General features: G+C 56.0%; 14 protein-coding genes. 8 read left to right on the top strand and 6 right to left on the bottom strand.

Going from position 1 to position 15,870, the window contains the following annotated elements:
• Positions 1–97 precede the first annotated feature (97 nt).
• From FPL19_RS10070 to FPL19_RS10055, 4 genes are all read right to left on the bottom strand, one after another.
• Positions 98–514 carry an EF-hand domain-containing protein gene (locus FPL19_RS10070; RefSeq protein WP_150912291.1) on the bottom strand — a complete coding sequence of 139 codons (417 nt, stop codon included), beginning with the start codon at positions 512–514 and terminating at the stop codon, positions 98–100.
• A 40-nt stretch (positions 515–554) separates the two neighbouring features.
• Positions 555–1,454: a cation diffusion facilitator family transporter gene (locus FPL19_RS10065; protein ID WP_150912290.1), complete on the bottom strand. Its 900-nt coding sequence runs from the start codon at positions 1,452–1,454 to the stop codon at positions 555–557.
• A gap of 69 nt (positions 1,455–1,523) precedes the next feature.
• Positions 1,524–2,918: a sensor histidine kinase gene (locus FPL19_RS10060; protein WP_150912289.1), complete on the bottom strand. Its 1,395-nt coding sequence runs from the start codon at positions 2,916–2,918 to the stop codon at positions 1,524–1,526.
• Complete coding sequence (locus tag FPL19_RS10055; RefSeq protein WP_150912288.1) at positions 2,909–3,601, bottom strand: response regulator transcription factor; 693 nt, start codon at positions 3,599–3,601, stop codon at positions 2,909–2,911. The genes FPL19_RS10060 and FPL19_RS10055 overlap by 10 nt, the downstream gene beginning before the upstream one ends.
• Before the next feature lie 153 nt (positions 3,602–3,754).
• Between FPL19_RS10055 and FPL19_RS10050 the strand changes: the two genes are divergently transcribed.
• The 5 genes from FPL19_RS10050 (at position 3,755) to FPL19_RS17845 (ending at position 8,668) form a co-directional block, all read left to right on the top strand.
• Positions 3,755–4,447 (top strand): thermostable hemolysin, encoded by a 693-nt coding sequence (locus FPL19_RS10050; RefSeq protein ID WP_150912287.1) that lies wholly within the window; start codon positions 3,755–3,757, stop codon positions 4,445–4,447.
• Positions 4,440–6,605 carry an AMP-binding protein gene (locus FPL19_RS10045; RefSeq protein ID WP_150912286.1) on the top strand — a complete coding sequence of 722 codons (2,166 nt, stop codon included), beginning with the start codon at positions 4,440–4,442 and terminating at the stop codon, positions 6,603–6,605. The genes FPL19_RS10050 and FPL19_RS10045 overlap by 8 nt, the downstream gene beginning before the upstream one ends.
• Complete coding sequence (locus FPL19_RS10040; RefSeq protein WP_150912285.1) at positions 6,592–7,371, top strand: SDR family oxidoreductase; 780 nt, start codon at positions 6,592–6,594, stop codon at positions 7,369–7,371. The genes FPL19_RS10045 and FPL19_RS10040 overlap by 14 nt, the downstream gene beginning before the upstream one ends.
• Positions 7,368–8,021: a tetratricopeptide repeat protein gene (locus FPL19_RS10035; protein WP_150912284.1), complete on the top strand. Its 654-nt coding sequence runs from the start codon at positions 7,368–7,370 to the stop codon at positions 8,019–8,021. The genes FPL19_RS10040 and FPL19_RS10035 overlap by 4 nt, the downstream gene beginning before the upstream one ends.
• A 227-nt stretch (positions 8,022–8,248) precedes the next feature.
• A complete protein-coding gene (locus tag FPL19_RS17845) occupies positions 8,249–8,668 on the top strand; it encodes a GFA family protein (protein ID WP_150912283.1) in 420 nt (139 codons plus the stop codon).
• Between the two features lie 143 nt (positions 8,669–8,811).
• Here FPL19_RS17845 and FPL19_RS10025 read toward each other — a convergent pair whose 3' ends face one another.
• Together FPL19_RS10025 and FPL19_RS10020 are read right to left on the bottom strand one after the other, a co-directional pair.
• A complete protein-coding gene (locus tag FPL19_RS10025; protein ID WP_150912282.1) occupies positions 8,812–9,492 on the bottom strand; it encodes an SOS response-associated peptidase in 681 nt (226 codons plus the stop codon).
• 13 nt (positions 9,493–9,505) lie between these two features.
• Positions 9,506–10,339 (bottom strand): type 2 periplasmic-binding domain-containing protein, encoded by an 834-nt coding sequence (locus tag FPL19_RS10020; RefSeq protein WP_225314355.1) that lies wholly within the window; start codon positions 10,337–10,339, stop codon positions 9,506–9,508.
• Between the two features lie 161 nt (positions 10,340–10,500).
• On the opposite strand from FPL19_RS10020, the gene FPL19_RS10015 reads away from it, so the two are divergent.
• The 3 genes from FPL19_RS10015 (at position 10,501) to FPL19_RS10005 (ending at position 15,726) form a co-directional block, all read left to right on the top strand.
• Positions 10,501–10,755: a TIGR02647 family protein gene (locus FPL19_RS10015; RefSeq protein ID WP_150912281.1), complete on the top strand. Its 255-nt coding sequence runs from the start codon at positions 10,501–10,503 to the stop codon at positions 10,753–10,755.
• 311 nt (positions 10,756–11,066) lie between these two features.
• Positions 11,067–12,398: an alkane uptake protein AupA gene (gene aupA / locus FPL19_RS10010; protein ID WP_150912280.1), complete on the top strand. Its 1,332-nt coding sequence runs from the start codon at positions 11,067–11,069 to the stop codon at positions 12,396–12,398.
• 13 nt (positions 12,399–12,411) lie between these two features.
• Positions 12,412–15,726: an Ig-like domain-containing protein gene (locus FPL19_RS10005; RefSeq protein ID WP_150912279.1), complete on the top strand. Its 3,315-nt coding sequence runs from the start codon at positions 12,412–12,414 to the stop codon at positions 15,724–15,726.
• Positions 15,727–15,870: the final 144 nt, after the last annotated feature.

Below are 15,870 nucleotides of genomic sequence, written 5' to 3'. Positions count from 1 at the left end.
CGATCAGGGACTGTTGAGCAGTGCTTAATCGAGGGTTGGCCATAAATCCGGTGCCAAGGCTGCGCACCTGAGCGAGTCGAAAGGCTTCAGTTCAAGATTAATTGCTCAACTTGATTTCGTGGTGCTGTCTTTGCATTTCATTCCAGATATTGAATTCCCGCTTGCTTACCCTCCGATCGCGGTCAGCGTCTAACAGGTCAAGGATGACTGCCGCTCTTTTGGATCGCCCCATGCCTCGTTCTTCGGCGTTGTCGACACAGTCAGCTCGCTGGTCGATTTCCTGTTCGGTCAGGTATCCGTTCTTATCCTGATCCATACAGTCGAATCCTTGTAAAGAACTTTCGTGCAGGGGATCCACGTCAGTATCGAAATTCTTCTGAGCATGCTTGGGGTGATATAGGTACTGCTCGACTGACTCATCGGTTGGATTGTTTTCGTCAGCCGAAGTCAAGGCAGAAGTTGTCGCCGCAGAACACAAAATCAGCGTAGCTAATACTGAATTTAATCTGTTCATGTTTGGAACCTTTTGATGGTTTGGTGCGATTGACTAACAGCTAGCAGTAGGAGGTACTCGGACATTCCTGTCGACCGCGCTCCCACTGGATAGTGGCATGTTGGATGTTGAATTCTTTGTGTAGCATTGCAACGGCCTCACTGAGCAATTGATCATCATCTCGCGGGTCTGGCTTAACCAAGTGAACCGTTAGCGCATTTTCGGTCGTGCTCAAGGCCCAAATGTGAAGATGATGTGCCGATTGGACGCCGGGCATACTCTCGAGCCTCTTTTGTACAGCGCAGATATCGATGTCTTTTGGGACGGCGTCGACGGCAAGCGTCACAGAGTCATTTAATAGTTGCCAGGTTCCGAGGAATATCACTGCAGCGATCACAAGACTAATAATCGGATCAATCCACGTGATATTGAAAAATATCAGAATGGTCCCGGAAATAACCACGCCGACAGAAACTGCTGTGTCGGCGGCCATATGTAAAAAAGCCCCACGAATATTGATGTCGCCTTTCTGGCCTTTGATAAAGAGCATCATGGTCGCGCCGTTTATGACAACGCCAATGCCCGCAACAATTACAACCGTTAGGCCGGCGACGCTTGATGGCTCTGTGAGTCGCTGAATCGCTTCCCAAGTGATTCCACCGACAGCGGCAATCAGTATAAGAGCGTTGAATAGGGCTGCCAGGATAGTTGTTTTCTTCAAGCCATATGTTTTGCTCTCCGTCGCTGCCTTGCCAGCGAGCCAACTGGCCGACCATGCCAGAATTAGGCCCAGAACGTCGCTCAAGTTGTGGCCGGCATCAGCGAGCAGTGCAAGGGATCCCGAGAGCAGACCATACACAGCTTCAATGACCACAAAGAGCATGTTGAGGATCACCGCAAAAGCAAAGGAACGATTATGGGTATCGAAATGATGGCTGTGATCGTGGCTTTTATCGTGCATGGCACTCTCTATTACTTGGGTGCGACCGACATTCTAAACCCTGTAGCAACTATAGGGTCAAAGAGCCAGTCATGAGTCGTTCGCCACTGGCAAGGTGATGTGCACGCAAAGCCCACCTCTATTGTCCGGTCTATTTTCAAGCGAAAGGTGACCGTTGTGAAGTTCAGCAATCCGCCGTGCAATTGCCAGTCCGAGGCCCGATCCCTTGCCCACTCTCTGATCGAGACGGCTGAAACGGCGGAGCGCGCGGTCGCGCTCTTCCTCTGCGATGCCGGGGCCTTCATCGCATATCCAGATTTCAGCGTTATCCTTCTCTTTGAGGATGGAGATATCGATGGTTGAGCCTGACGGACCATACTGGATCGCGTTAGCCAGCACTGATCGCATCAGCGTGTTTATCAGTGCAGAATTGCAGTCCACTGTCAGCTCAGCCAGATCACTGTGCAGGACTGGCTCAATCTGTTTATTAAGGGCCAGCGGGGCAATGTCCGCGACACTCTGCTCCACGATGGCCGATAGGTTATTGGGTAAGCGCTCGAAACTCTCGATGCGATCAATTCGGCTAAGCAGAAGTAACTGATCGACAAGATGCGTCATGCGGTCAACCGATTCCATCAGATCCGAAAGATCTTCGGTGGGTCGGGTAGCCATATGTTCGAGATTCAGGCGTAACGCGCTCAGGGGCGTGCGAAGTTCATGGGCCGCGTCGGCGGAAAAACTGCGTTCGTGCGCAAGCGCCTCGTTTAGACGGCCAAGAAGGGTATTCACTGCGGTGACCAGACCGTGAACTTCCTTGGGGGCTATTGTCGTGTCGAGGTGGTACAGATGCTGTGGTTCCATGTCGGCCAGAGGCGCTTCGAGGCGACGAAGAGGCTGAAATCCTGAACGAATGGCAATCGGAATCGCGATCAGCAGCAAGGGAACAATGACAAGAAGCGGAAGAACATTTCCCATCGCCAGCTCTTGACTGAGCTCGTCACGAATATCCTCTCTCTGAGCGGTTCTCAGCCAGAACCCGGTTTCTGGGTCACGCATTGAGAAAGTGCGCCAACGGAAGCCAGAAGCGTCGATCCAATGGTAGCCAGGCATTGCCGGCGGCGTTGCGTCTGAGGACAGCGTATTCAGCAGCGCCGTGCCGTCAGGCGTCCAGATTTCAAACGACAGCTTTTTTTCGTATTTATGACCGGATCCGTCCGAAAGTATCTCACCGAAATCGCTCTCTGAGAGCGCAGCGTGGGGTATTTGCAGGGTTTCTCGAAGTGTTCTGGTCAGCTCGACCGGCGAACGGGTTTCTGACAGGTACCGAACCAAGCCCTGTACGATACGGGTGCTTTGGGCCAGTTCCGCATCAAACAGCTCTTCCAGCTCGTGATTGCTCTCGAAATAGCTCCACAGAGCGGCTGTCATTGCCAGTAGCAGGACCAAAGTGGTTACCATCAGAGTAAGGGTGCGGGTCAGTGACATGCGGTGTTCCCAATGCTGGCCGCCTCTTTGCTGTCCAACAGATAACCGACGCCGCGAACCGTTCGAATGACGGAGCGACCGATCCGTTTGCGCAAGTGATGAATATGCACTTCCAAAGCGTTGCTTTCCGCACCTTGTTCCCATCCATACAGCTGCTCTTCAAGGCGGCGTCTTGTCGCAACCCGGTCTGCGTGGCGCATCAGGTAGTGCATGATTTGGTATTCGCTGCGAGGCAAACTGACGGACACACCGTTGATGGATAAGGTCGACGAATCGGAAGCCAGATTTAGCACCCCGACGGTCAGGCTCGTCTGCGGCTGACCATCAGCGCGGCGAGTGACTGCCCGGATACGAGCTTTCAATTCTGCCATCGCGAAAGGTTTGGTCAGGTAGTCGTCGGCGCCGAAATCCAGTCCTTCAAGCTTTTCATTCAACTCGCTTCGGGCAGTCAGAATGATAATGGGTGTGCTGATGCCCTTGGACCGAAGTGAGCGCAATATATCGAGGCCATCCACGCGTGGTAATGTGAGGTCCAGGATGATCAGATCGAAGTGTTCGTTGGGAATGGCGTTCATGGCCTGTTGACCATCGTTAATCCAATCCACTGTGTCGTTCCCTTCCTTGAGCATCCCGAGCATTGTTTTCGCCAGCATCGGATCATCTTCTACCAGCAATATCCGCATGATTCTTTCCTGAAAAACGTGCGCGAACCAACCAACGTGAAGAACAGTTTGGCATAGAAACCTTAAGACCTTCTTAAGGAAAAAATCTCCCAGGGTTAAGGGATCGTTAAGTCGGCCCAGATAGTTTGGATTCTAACGATGAGTGGAGTCCAAATGATGTCTGAACTAATGACCCTGTCTTCAAGGTGGCGTTCCGATAACAGCGATTTCCAGCCCCAGGTGATTACATCTGGCCGACTGCTTTGCGAAGTGGCACCGGGCAGTGCCGCGGTTGGAGCCATCAGCGAGTTCATTCGGCGGCGTTTCGAACAGTCCTATGGTGCCCGCCCAAACCTATCGATACCTCAGTTACTGGCGCTCATCAACGAAAAAGGCACGTTACTGGCGGCCGTAGGTGCGCGCCACGCAGATCGGGAGAGGCTTTTCCTCGAAGACTATCTGGACGAGCCTGTTGAGGCTTACCTGGCGCAGGAGCCGGGGGTAGCGCGCAGCCACATTGTGGAAATTGCCCATCTGGCCGGCGTAGAGCCAGGGGTAAGCCGTCCCCTGTTTTTGGGGTTGGCACTGTGGCTGGTGATGAATCTGGCTGACTGGATTGTGTTCACCGGAACCGAGCCGCTTCGAAACAGTTTTCGGCGCCTGGGTATCGACTGCTTCCCGCTGGCGAAAGCCAGTGCCGATCGCCTTCCCGGTCGAGGAGCCGGGTGGGGTAGCTATTACGCGCAGAGCCCGATGGTTATGGCCGCCAACGTAAAGGCAGGCTATCAGAATCTGAGAACTGCAGGATTGCTCAACCAGACTCAATGGTTGAGTGCAGGCACGGAACGGGCGGTATCCAATGGCTGAGTTGCGGAATCTCTTGCAAACCGCGTTGGTAGACCGTGAAAAGCCGGCGCTGACTGACGGTTCGAAAATAACGACCGGCGCCCAGCTTTGGCAAAACGCGGAAGTACTCGCAAACACCCTGGCGGATCTCGGGTTCAAGCGTTTGGGTCTGGCGGGAGACAATGGGCAGGCGTGGCACGTTGCTGACCTCGCCTGTCTGATGGCTTCAGTCGTGAGTGTTCCACTACCGCCGTTTTTCTCCCGAAAGCAGACCGATCATATCGCTTCATGTGCAGCGCTGGATGGAGTGCTCTGGGTCGGCAACGCGCCCGAAGGCGCACGGCCACTAGCCGAAGGTCTTTTTTTCACCACGTCTAACGCTGGTAGGACCAGCATTTCACTGCCACCTGGCACGTGCAAAATCACCTTTACGTCGGGAAGTACGGGTTCGCCCAAAGGCGTCTGTCTGGGGGAAAGCCAACTGGCGGCAACCACCGAGGCCCTCGCTCATCGTTTAGCAGCGGTTGGCATTGAAAAACACCTGAACACTCTGCCTCTGGCTACCCTGCTTGAAAATATCGCAGGGGGTTATTTGCCTCTTTTAATGGGCGCAACGATTACCTCTGTGCCAATGCAAAACCTGGGCATGAGAGGCAGCTCGGGTCTCTCTGTTAACCGCTGGGCTTCAGCAATAAACGATCACCGTCCTCACTCACTGATTCTTGTGCCCGAGTTAGCCATGGCGCTGGTACAGGCTGCGAAGTCAGGACTCCTCCGCTATCGGGGCTTTCGTTTTTTGGCCGTGGGTGGCGGAAAGGTATCTCCTGGCCTTTTGCGTCAGGCCCGCGAGATGGACCTGCCCCTTTACGAGGGTTATGGCCTTTCTGAATGTGGTTCCGTGGTGTCGCTGAATGCTCCGGGGCTGGAACGTTTTGGATCGGTTGGTCGGCCGCTGGGCCATGTGTCAGTCCGTGTTGATGATCACGGCGAGATCCGAGTCACTGGCAAAACCTTTCTCGGCTATCTGAATGACACCGCTGAAGCAGGCTCTGGCGTAGGACGTGAGGTTGCAACCGGCGACCTCGGTTGTATGACATCCGATGGTTTTCTCAGGGTGAACGGGCGCGCCAAGAACCTGTTGATTACCAGCTTTGGTCGCAACATCAACCCCGAATGGCTGGAAAGTGAATTGCTTCAATGCCCCGGGATCGCGCAGGCCTGGGTGTTTGGCGATGGACAAGCTGCGCCTGAAGCCTTCTTGGTGCTTTCAGAAATGCCAGATCGAAAAGAGCTTAGGGACCAGTTGCTGATTTTGAATTCCAACCTGCCGGATTACGCCCGGCTTCAGGCAGTCCACTGCCTGAATCAACCCTTCACCCAGGCGAGTGGCTATCTCACGGCAAACGGCCGCCTGCGACGTCAACGATTATTGGACGATCTTGCGGTGCTGTGCGGCAGAGCCACGACCATTCAATTCAATACACGAGGTGCTGATATGAACTTTTTCGAACGTCTTCAGAAGGATACAGCAGTCGCACGACAGCATGTATCGCAAGCTCCAGTCATCCAGGCGATTCAGGAAGGTCGTTTTGACCTGGACAGTTATACCTGGTTTCTCACCCAAGCCTTTCACCATGTAAAACACACCGTACCGCTAATGATGGCGTGTGGTGGGCGACTGCCAGAACGCCTTGAGTTCGTCCGCAAGGCCCTGGTTGAGTATATCGACGAAGAATACGGACACCAGGAATGGATTCTGAATGATCTTGAGGCCTGTGGTGTGGACAAAGCCAGTGTTCGGCAGGGTCTGCCGGACAAGTCGATAGAACTGATGGTGGCCTATCTGTACGACCAGATTAACCGCGGTAACCCGGCAGCATTCTTCGGCATGGTTCAAGTGCTGGAAGGCACCTCCGTGGAGCTGGCGACTCCTTTGGGCCAGCAAATCCAACAGCAGCTGGAGTTACCGACCGAAGCCTTCAGCTATCTGTATTCCCACGGCGCTTTGGACCAGGATCATTTCGAATTTTTCAAAGGCCTGATGAGCGGCATTACCCGGCCAGAAGATCAGGAAGCCATCATCCGTTCGTCAAACATGGTTTACCGCCTTTACGGCGACATGCTGCACAGTATCCCACTCCCTCAATACCGCAAGGAGGCTTGCCATGAAGTTGCATGATCGGACCTTTCTGGTGATTGGCGGGACGGGCGGCATAGGTCGTGCCCTGGTTGCCAGGTTATTGAGCGAGGGGGCGCACGTGATTGTGACGAGTCGCCATCAAACGAACGTGACAGGTCTCGAAACGGTCGATGTGGTTACTCTTGATCTGGAAACAACCGAGCTTGAGACCCAGCTCGGCCAGATTAGTGAGCGATTTCCGCAAATAGATGGGGTGATTTATTGCGCGGGTCAAAACCGTTTTGCGTCTCTGGAACAGACAGACACGGCGATGATTGATACGCAGCTTGATACCAATTTGCGCGCGCCCATGTTGGTGGCTCGCCATTTTCTTCCGCGCTTGCGCAATACAAAGCAAAGCTTGATGGCTTTCATCGGCTCCACCTACGGCAGTATCGGATTCCCCGGTTATGCCGTCTATTGTGCCAGCAAATTCGGGCTCAGAGGATTTACCGAAGCTCTGCGCCGTGAAGTCGCCGACTCGAATCTGAGCATTCTTTATGTTGCGCCGAGAGCAACGGCGACGGCGATGAACCCCGCTGCCGTCGAACAGATGAACAAAGCGCTTGGGAACCAGGTCGACAAGCCTGATGAGGTTGCCAGCCAGATTCTTCGAGCCATTCATAAGAATGCCCGAATGCGCTTTCTGGGCTGGCCAGAAAGACTGTTTGTACTGATCAACAGCGTTTTGCCCAGGATAGTCGATCGAGCGCTGCGAAAGCAGCTACCCGTTATCCGTCAGTTCATGCGCGGAGGTGCAATATGATCAATCCTTTGAAAAGCAAGCCCGGTCGATTCATCAGGGTTCTGAGCTTAAGCTTGATATTGTTCAGTTCTCTCGCCACAGCTGGGGATTTTGAAGACGCGTTGCTAACTATTCAGCAGGAATGGGCAATAGCTCAGTACCAGACGCCTGAGGACGAGCAAACCAGGGCATTTGAGGAACTGGCAGACAAAACTGAGGCCTACGTCAGCAACCATCCCGGTCGCGCAGAGCCGCTGATATGGCAGGGCATCGTGTTCAGTACCTGGGCGGGTGCCAAAGGAGGCCTGGGTGCTCTTGGGTTAGTGAAAGATGCTCGAGCCAGCCTGGAGGGCGCACTGAAAATCGATCCTGCTGCACTTGAAGGCTCGGCTTACACGTCGCTGGGAAGCCTTTACTACCAGGTCCCCGGATGGCCTCTGTCGTTCGGCGACGACGAAAAGGCGGAAGATTACCTGAAAAAAGCCCTGGTACTGAATCCGGATGGCATTGATCCTAATTACTTTTTCGGTGATTTCCTGCACGAGCAAGGCAAATCAGAGCAAGCCAGGCAGTACCTGATTCACGCTCTTGAAGCCGCGCCTCGACCAGGCCGGGAATTGGCAGACGCAGGTCGTCGTCGGGAAGTGCAGCAGGTACTGAATACTTTCTAGGAGTGTAGGTGCCATGAAAGATGCGGGCGTGAGATAGGGCAATTCACTTCGCCCCATTCTCGATCACCCGCCCGCAACCGTTCATGCCAAACTTTGTCAGCGCACAGTGCCTTGTGGATATTTGCTTTGCGACCAGGTAGATTTTTCCCTTCCACGCCAAAGTAGCCTTTAGTTAGGCACGTGTGAAAATTTCAAGGTTTGGGTAATAATTTTCAAAGGTTTGATCGATGAAAGGCGAGTGTCTCTGCGGAGCGGTGAAGTTTGAGATTAAAGAACAGATTCGGAACCTCTATCAATGTCACTGTTCATTGTGCCGAAAAACCACAGGGACGACCGCCAACGCCGCGACTCTTGTGAGGGCCGCGGCTTTCTGCTGGTTAATGGGTGAGAGCAAAATCAGTTCATACAAGAAACCTACCGGATTTCGCAACGATTTTTGTTCACTATGCGGTAGCCCAGTTCCCAATAGGCTCGAAGGCACCGGGGTAGTTTGGATTCCTGCAGGATTACTAGATGAATTGGTCGAATCGCGTGTTGCAGTTCACCTCCATACAAAGTCCGCAGCTCCATGGGAATTAGATTCCGCAGAGTGTATTCGAATAGATGGAGGGCCCGACAGCGTAGACACACTGAATCAGTTGTTATAGTTCATTACGATTCACGGGAAACCCTTTTCCAGACATTGCTGAGCAAGATGTTAGTCATAAGCTGGAATGCTCGCTTTGCGACCCTAGCGGCCCATATATGGCAAAAATCCCCGCCCAAAATATGGTGTCAGACCAGGAGCTGATCACCCCTGATCCGCCTCAATAATCTCCCCTTCTCCCACTTTCTCAAGACTCCCCGGCGATTCAACCGGCTCCACCAACAACGGCTCCCGAATCCGGGTCCTCAGCAGGTGCTGCAGTGGATCGGTATTGGTCATCTGCGGGTCCAGCCACAGGTCAAAGTCCTGCCGTTCGAGCATCAGCGGAATGCTCTTGGGGTGGATATGGCTGAACCTGGGGTGTGGCGGCAGGGTGATGATGGTAAACGAGGGGACTATGTCGCCCTGGAAGTCCCAGAGTTCATAAAGGCCTGCAAAGGCAATCGCGTTATCCACCGGATGGATGTTGTAGCACTGCTTGTGGCCCTTCGGTCCGGTCCACTCATGGAAACCGCTCGCGGGGATGATGGCCCGCTGGGCATGAAACCGTTTTTTCCAGAGCGGGCTTGTGCCCAGGCTGCCCGACCGGGCGTTGAAGGTGCTGTATTTGGGCGAGGGGCGGTAGCCGCTGCCGTTGGGTTTGGGTTCAATCAGCAGTGACCAGATAGCGTCCTGCAGAGTTCTGCCCTGATTTGTCTCGTAGACAATCTGGCCTTTTGCTCCGGGGGCAATATTAAAGCGGGTTTCTGCGTTAACAGAGATTCCCAGGGCGTCGAGAAGATCTTGAACCAGCGGGTCGTCGATTATGTTGTAGCGGCCGCACATCCATAAACCTCTTTCAGAACCCCATATAGGAGTGGCGCAGCTCGGCCTGCAGGGGGCCGATGTAATCCTCGTTGATATCGTAGATTAGTCGGCCTTCGCGGGCGGCGTCAAAGCACTGGTCGAACTCCTCTGCCAAGGCGGCATCACGAAATACCATCTTGTAAGGCAGCGGCAGAAAAATGGGTGCGAACCGCAGGCTGGCCTTGCTGCCATAGCGGTCACGGAATATTGGATTGTCCATCTGACGCCGGTTGATCTCGGCAATGATCAGCCCGTCCGCGAGAATGGCATCTACCCGCCCCAGCATCAGAAGTTTCGAGTGAACCCGCAGATCCCCGATCTCCAGAATCGAGGCAATATCCGGCGCAAGCGTTTCAAGCTCCAGCTGTTTAATGCCATCCCGAAAGGTCACCACGTGAAGGCCCGCCAGATCATGAATGGTTTCAATGGCCTCGGTACGGCCGGAGTCGTAAAAGGCGCCGACCTGATACCAGATGTAGGCAGCCGTGCCCGTGCCTTCCAGAGTCGTGGCCAAGGGCACGGTCATGACCGCATCGTAGCGTGGCACCTCTGAGAAGGTGCGCAGGTGTCGGCCGAAGGGTTGCACCACGAATTCCGGCTCGTGCCCGCATAGCGCAAGAACCTGGCGAACAATGGCCGCATCGCGGCCGGTGCCGCCTTCTTCGGAAGCGCCCGGCAGGTCGGGCGCCATAATCAGCAGGTGGTCGGCGCTCAGCACACTACCCGAGGGCGACAGCCATAGCGCACAAATCAGCACCAGATGAAGAGGCCCGACGGCGGTCCACCTGCGTGTTCTTCTTGAAAGGCACCCGCTGATATCAATCATTGACTGCCAGCTCTATGGTTGCTTTTTACTCACTTTTAATCATATCGGGTTTTGGTCAATTTGCCTGTTTTATCGCGCCTCTATCAATAAAAACTGGCGAAACCGACCAGCGAGTTCCAGACTGTAATAACAGTCAACCCAACCGCGTCCGAGGACCCGTTATGGCCTTCACTAACGACCACCTGGCAGAACTCAATCTGCTGTCCCTGTTCAACCTGTCGTCCATCAACGAGGGCATCAAGGTACACAGTCATTCCGCATCAACAGACGCGGTCGCCGCGGCCGAGCGTTTGTACACCAAAGGGCTGATCACCCAGAAAGACGGCGGCTATCTGACCAGCCTGGGGACCGAGGCCGCCGAGCATGCGCAACGGCTTTTGTCGGTTCTTTCCAGTGACGAAAACTCCACTGTCTGATGTCGCGCTGATGAACGTGGAGCCAGGGAAGGCAACCGAATAGTGCGAACCCGGTCACACCTTAAACACCTGCGCCGGGATCGGGCAACGCCATCACCACATCCTCAAATCCCTGTTAGCAAAAAGAAATAGGCATTACCCCTCCATTATTTGGTCACACCGCCACCTTTGCCTGTCAGAACAGCCAAAGTCCGTCGACATTGCGGCATCTAGAATCCATCACAAGCTCATCACAATAACGGTTGCCACATGTGGTCGGTCCAAAGGACTGAACTGCACAGTGGGCAATAGGACAATAATTGGAGTGTTCCATGGCATTAACCCCCCGATTCTCTCTGCGTTCGCTATCGCTTGTCGTCGCCGCGAGTGGCTATTCCGTTCTGTCACTGGCCAGCATGGGCAACCTTGGCACCACCTATGGTGTGATGCCGATTGACGTGGCAACCGCGCAATCCCTGTCCATGTTTAACTCCCAGGTGTCGGCCACCTATTACAACCCTGCGTACCTGACCGCTGACGAACGCGGCGAGCTTACCACTGGCCTGCTGCACGCCGAGCAGGAGCTGCGGTCCAGCCGCTCTGATGCCAACGGGGATATCGTGTCCAATTCTCCCAGCCAGCATGTGCTGATTGGCATGAAGACCAATGTGGGCTCACTGACACGCTTCGATCACCCGATCTATCTGGGCTTCATCGCCGGGGTCGAGAAGTACGGCAAGGAAATGCTGGCGTTTTCGTCTGAAACCTCTGAGACCGGCCAGTATCTGCAGTATGGCAAGGAGCCTTTGTTTCTGAACATCGGTGGCGCCACTCCCTTGTGGCGGGGTATTTCCGCGGGCTTTTCAGTACGGATCACCCTTGAAGCAGCCGCGCAGCTGGATGCGGTCTCCACCCTGGGCGGCGAAACCAGCCGGGAAAGACTGGCAGTGAACGCGGAACCGTCCCTGAAATCGATTTTGGGCACCACGGTTAAATGGGGTGAAACCCTTTGTCCGGATGAGGCCTGCCTGTTCAGCGGCTGGGAATCGGCGCTGGCTTACCGCACCAAATCGGCGGCGTCCACCTCGGTGAACTCGAACGTGATCGTTACCCAGACCATTCCCGACCCGGGGCTAAGCCTGAAGGTCGCTACCATCGATTCCTTTCAGCCGGAAACCATCGCCTTCGGGACCCAGTACAAGGGTGACGGCTGGCGGGTAGGCGGCAGTATCGAGCAGCAGAACTGGTCGGAACTGGAGGATGAATTTGCCCAGGAATCGATTCGAGACCAGCAAAGTGTCAGCTCAGCCAACCGCATCGGGTTCAAGGACATACTGATTCCCCGCCTTGGCGGCGAGTATCAGCTCAGCGAGCATTTTGCCTTTCGTGGCGGCCTGGCCTACGAGGAATCTCCACTGGAGACAACCCGGAATCCGGAGCTGAACTATCTCGACACCGATAAAATCGTGGTCGGCCTGGGTCTTAGCGCCACCTACCGCAAAACCCGGCTGCTGGCCTACCCGGTGCGGATGGATATTGGCTACCAGTATCAGCAGCTGCAGGACCGGGATTTCACCATCGTCGACTTTGACGGCAACGAACAACAGGCAACGGCCGACGGTGACATCCATGTCATCAGCGGTTCTATCACTCTGAAGTTCTGAGGAGATGCTGGCCATGAAGTACAACAAGACCCTGGCACTGATACCCGCCCTGCTGCTGGCCGCCTGTGGTGGCGAAGAACAGACCATCAATGAACCGGCCGGCCCCGGAGCAGTGGTTTATTCCTATCCAACTGACGGCCAGAAAAGCGTCAGCCCCCACACTGATGCGGTTCTGCGGTTCAGCCACCCGCTAACTGAAGCCGAAGGCGACCTTCAGAGCAAACTTCAGGTCACCAGCGGGGGCGACCCGGTACCGTTCACCGTTGAGAAAATTGATGACGGCCAGAGCCTGAAACTGGATTTCGCTGAGGCCCTGAAACCGGCCACCGATTACAGCCTGACCTTCACTGACCCGCTGATATCCGCCGGCAATCGCATGGTGAACATGCCCAACGCCAGCGGTGACCCCGGGGTGCAGTTCAGCACTCGTGGCTCGTTGTCCGGCGTTGCCTCTATTACCAACCAGTCGGACAGTTTCGGGATCCTCTCTCAGATTCCTGCGCCCGACGGCCAATTTATGGCCATGAACTTTTCCACCTTCCGCCTGACCATGACCCAGCCCGTTCACCCGGACTGGGAGGCCCTGGGTGGGTCCATCGAGCTGCTCGACAGCAATGGCCAGCCAGTACCCACCACGCTTCTGGTCAAGGGCGACCGAATTGCCCTTGACCCCTGTGTCACTGCGGATCCGCTGATGTGTGGCAGCAAAGAGGACCTTCTGGCGAGTGGGGAGGAATACACGCTGAGCATTCAGAACCTGGCCAGCCTGACGGACCCCTCGCTGGATAACCGGTTCAGCACGGATTGGACTTTTACGCCAAGAGACACCGGCCCTACGGTGACGCTCCTGCAAACGGCCGTCGATTCCGGATTAGGCTCGGGTGCTAGTGAAAGCCAGGCGACCCGTTCCGTCCTTAATGGCCAGATCATCAATGGGGTTACCCTCAACTCTGTACTGCAGGGCAAGGCGGGGCCATCACAGCAGACGGGCGAGCTGTTTGCGGAACTGGCTTTCGCGCCCGCATTCCGGGCCCATGAAGCTCTGCCACTGCGCATTGCCAAGGGCAGTGTACTGCGCAGCACCAGCCTGGATGTACTGGTGGGCGGCCAGGTGCCGGTGCTGGATGCGGCAACCGGCGAATTGCAGACCACTGGTGACATCAAGGTCACCATGGTGTCTGACGCGTCCGGTTACCTAAGCCCCAATGCCTATACCGACGACCTGAGCGCCCCCCGCCACATCACCCTGTTCATGGATGTGGCAATGAACACCGAGAACGCCCAGCCCAATGCCGCCCTGTCACAGACACTGATGGGTGTTGAGCTTCGTGGCGTCGCCATCGTCCAAAACGGCGTTCTGACCATCGACGCCATTGGCATGGTCGAGCCCGGCCTGCTGGGTCAGGAATACACGGATTCCACTATCGCCTTCCATCTGGAGGCAGCAACCGATGTGGACTCGGCCCTGGACGCAGCCAGCCAGCGCCCCATGGATTCCACCCCACCATCACTGGTGAGCTGGACCCCGGGCGCGGAAAACGCTATTCCCGACACCCGCCAGGCAATGCATCGCCCCGGCGACCCGGTGATCCTGTTTTTCGATGAGCCGCTGGCCCCTGATTCCCTGCCCAATGGCGTGACCCTGACGGCGGACGGCACCCCGATAACCGACCTGACGATCCGTCTGGACGGCACCACGGTCGCACTCAATCCCGAAGGCGGCCTGCAGCACGGCGTTAACTATCAGGTGATAGTTAACGGCATCACCGATCTGGCAGGCAATCCGGCTACGCTTGCGCCGCTGGATTTTGCCCTGGATCCCGTCGGTGACAGCTCGGTAACCCGGCGGCCGCCGCTGGCTCTGACCACCTACCCGGGCTTCCCCTGCGAAACCGACCACTCCCAACTGGATTTTGAGAATGGCGTTCTAGGCCAGTGTTACGACGCCCGCGGCGACGCCTATTCCGGTGGACGGGACGCCACGGTGGACACCCTGCCGGTATCGCGCCTGCCAGCGGACCGCCCCATTACGGTGGTGTTCTCCAAGACAATCAATCCGGATTCGGTCATTGAAAAGTCCACCTTCAAGGTTGAACGGGTCACCCAAACCAGCGTTGGCGGCGGCTCAGTCACCGTTGGCGAGCCAGTTGCCGGGCACCTGGAACTGAACGCCCAGCGCCTGCGTTTCTTTCCCGATGAGCCCTGGCAGCCGGGTGCCCATTACCGCTACACCCTGGCCTCGTCAGAAGCGGCCGATGCCTGCAGCGCCGGCACCTACAGCGCTATCTGCGACACCCAGGGGCTGGCGCTTAAAACCGACCTGCTGGAAGGACTGAATGACCCGGACGCCGGCGCTGACCCGCTGGTGATCTATTTCACCGGCGCGCCGGCAACCGATACCGTGTTTACGCCGCTGCGCAACCTGCCTGTGCGGGACACCAACTCCAACTTCCTGGTGGACTGCAACGCCGGCACCAACGGCAGCGGCAACCGCACGTTCGAGAACGTCTCGGACTGCCTGGAACCCTTTGATCATCAGGGCAGCGATGCTGAAGGCTGGGCCGCCTCTGCCAACTCCACCAAACTGGCTGTCACCGGCAAACAGGCCTCGGCCAGCGGCCTGGTGGCTCCGACCGCACCGGCACAGGTTGGCTGTGAAGCCGGCGAAGGCATTGACTGCCCGCGGGGCAAATTCATCTACCAGACCTACGCACTGAACACCGAGGTGAAAGGCCCCGGCACCTACGATCCGGACCCGAACGTCACCGGGGACGAAATCGAAGGCATTCTGGTGGACCTTTACCCCACCATGCTGAGCACCACATCTATCAGCGTGTTCACCAAAATCAATGTGCTGGGCTTTATTCCACTGCAGGAAGAAACCGTTACCAACACCCAAATACTGCGCATGCGATACGCCAAGGACGATCCGGGTTGCACCGGCAGCGGCTGCGCCCGGAACTCCCTGATCCCCGGCGTGATCGCCGAGGGTGAAAACGGTCAGCCGGTGTTCATCACCAAAGCCGACCTGCTGATCGATGCGCCGGACATGGCAATCCCGCTGGGCGGCACCCATGATCTCTATGGGCGCCCATTCACCCTTGATCTGAAGGGCGACATCACCTTCTTCGACGACGGGCGGATGCAGATCGAGCAGCGCAACTCGAATCGGGTGGGCGAAGAGGACGAGCTTCTGGTCACCGCGAACACCGGTGGTTTCGCAAACGCGGGCGTGGTCACGCTGCGGCTTCCGCTGGAAATTCCAGTGAACGGCACCTACCTGAACTTCATTTCCAGCCCGATGAAAGACCTGCCAGAGCAGCAGTAGACGGTGCAATTCAGGCAATTCAGGCCAGCCTTCCGGGCTGGCCTTTTTTTAAGTGCGCAAGTCGCTACCCGCTTTTCCCATCAAACGGGTTTCCTGATAATCTGATTTCAGCCTGAACCTGTCATCCCCCCAACGAACACCCTG

Source organism: Marinobacter halotolerans, from assembly GCF_008795985.1.
Lineage (GTDB): Bacteria > Pseudomonadota > Gammaproteobacteria > Pseudomonadales > Oleiphilaceae > Marinobacter > Marinobacter halotolerans.
Note: the sequence above shows the minus strand (reverse complement) of the source record. Positions and strands in the feature narration are given on the sequence as shown.